At 45.2% G+C, this 1,484-nt stretch carries 1 protein-coding gene; it reads left to right on the forward strand.

The features are described from left to right. The first annotated feature begins 167 nt into the window (after nt 1-167). Nucleotides 168-431 carry a hypothetical protein gene (locus tag NC238_01720; protein MCM1564674.1) on the forward strand — a complete coding sequence of 88 codons (264 nt, stop codon included), beginning with the start codon at nt 168-170 and terminating at the stop codon, nt 429-431. The last annotated feature ends 1,053 nt before the right edge of the window (nt 432-1,484 follow it).

Here is a 1,484-nt window from a genome sequence, read left to right on the forward strand (position 1 = left end):
AACCGTAGATATACCACTTTCCAATAAGATCGGTACTGAATTCTGACCTCTCACATGATAGTAGAATCAGTGATGTGATAACCAAAATAGTTTTTAGTGTTCTCATCAGATCAAGGATTATTAATTTGTAACCTAATATGCCTGCTAACGTTCGGCGGTATGTGCAGTTGGCGCAGAGTCGCGGTGGCGCGTGTTTTTGCACTCGTGGTGCGATGCAGGATTATGATGTTGTTTTGTTTATTGTCGCGTTGGCAAAAACCGTGACACCAGGAGGGAGTCCCCGGCGGGAGCCGGGGCGGCCTGCACCGCCATTGAAGCTCTTTAATTTTGACCAGAAGATTCTCGCGGTGCAGAAGCCAATTGCATATACCGACCTGTTAGCCACAGTCTATTTTGATATTTTATTAAAATCATCTATTATCCATGAGTAGAGGTTTCCATCACATTTTATCATGGGTTTACATTCGATTGGAAAAATTTCAGATTTTATAAGGCCTAATCTGTTCATTTCCTTGATTGTTTGGTCTTTTTCAATAGAAGAATCCAAATACAGAACCATCTGGCTGTTTGGTGTGAAAATCACCGGTTGAATATAATCTATACCACTTGTGTCTTGAGGGGAGCAAAAACCAAGTAACTCAGTCCGGCAATTAAGCTTGAAGTATGATTGAACTATGTATCGAATACCTTCATGATCAGAAATCTCTTTCTTAGAACTGGGTTGTACATATTCCCTGTTATCGATCATCCTAAGTTCCCAGACAGGATGTTTAATAATATCTTCTTGAGTCAGTTCAGTTAAAAGTTTCATTTACAAGTTGTTTTCAGATTGTGGCTAACGGCAGGCGGTAGGTGGTGTTGCTGCAGTGTCGCGGTGGCGCGTGTTTTTGCACTCGTGGTGCGATACAGGGTTATGATAGTTATTAATTAATTCTCGCGTTGGCAAAAACCGTGACACCAGCGGGGGTCCCCGGCGGCAGCCGGGGCAGGCCGTACCGCCGGCCACTTAACAGTCCTCTTTAGCCAGAAAGTTCTCGCGGTACGGAGCAGCAATGACACCTACCGACCTGTTAGGGATAGTAGCGGCCTTTTTTGATTTGGACGAAAAGGATCTCACTTGAGTACAGTTGAACAGGTTTCCTTGTTTACGCAACTAGCCGCTACTTATCCGCTGAAGCGGAGGAGTACAGCTGAGTTGGGGTGCTTCGCGAGTCGTGCTAGACTGGTTCTTAATGTTCTTTGTTTTGATAATAAGCTAGGTTACGGCGCGAAGGGAGACTGTTTGAAGCGAGAGGAGATGCTTGCCCCCCTTTAATGTGATTTGAGCAGTTAACCCATTGAATATTATGTAGGCCGCTATTGACCCTAACGGCAGGCGGTAGGTGGTGTTGCTGCAGAGTCGCGGTGGCGCGTGTTTTTGCACTCGTGGTGCGGTGCAGGGATATGATGTTTATTACTTTATTCTCGCGTTGGCAAAAACCGTG

This window comes from Dehalobacter sp. (assembly GCA_023667845.1).
Lineage (GTDB): Bacteria > Bacillota > Desulfitobacteriia > Desulfitobacteriales > Syntrophobotulaceae > Dehalobacter.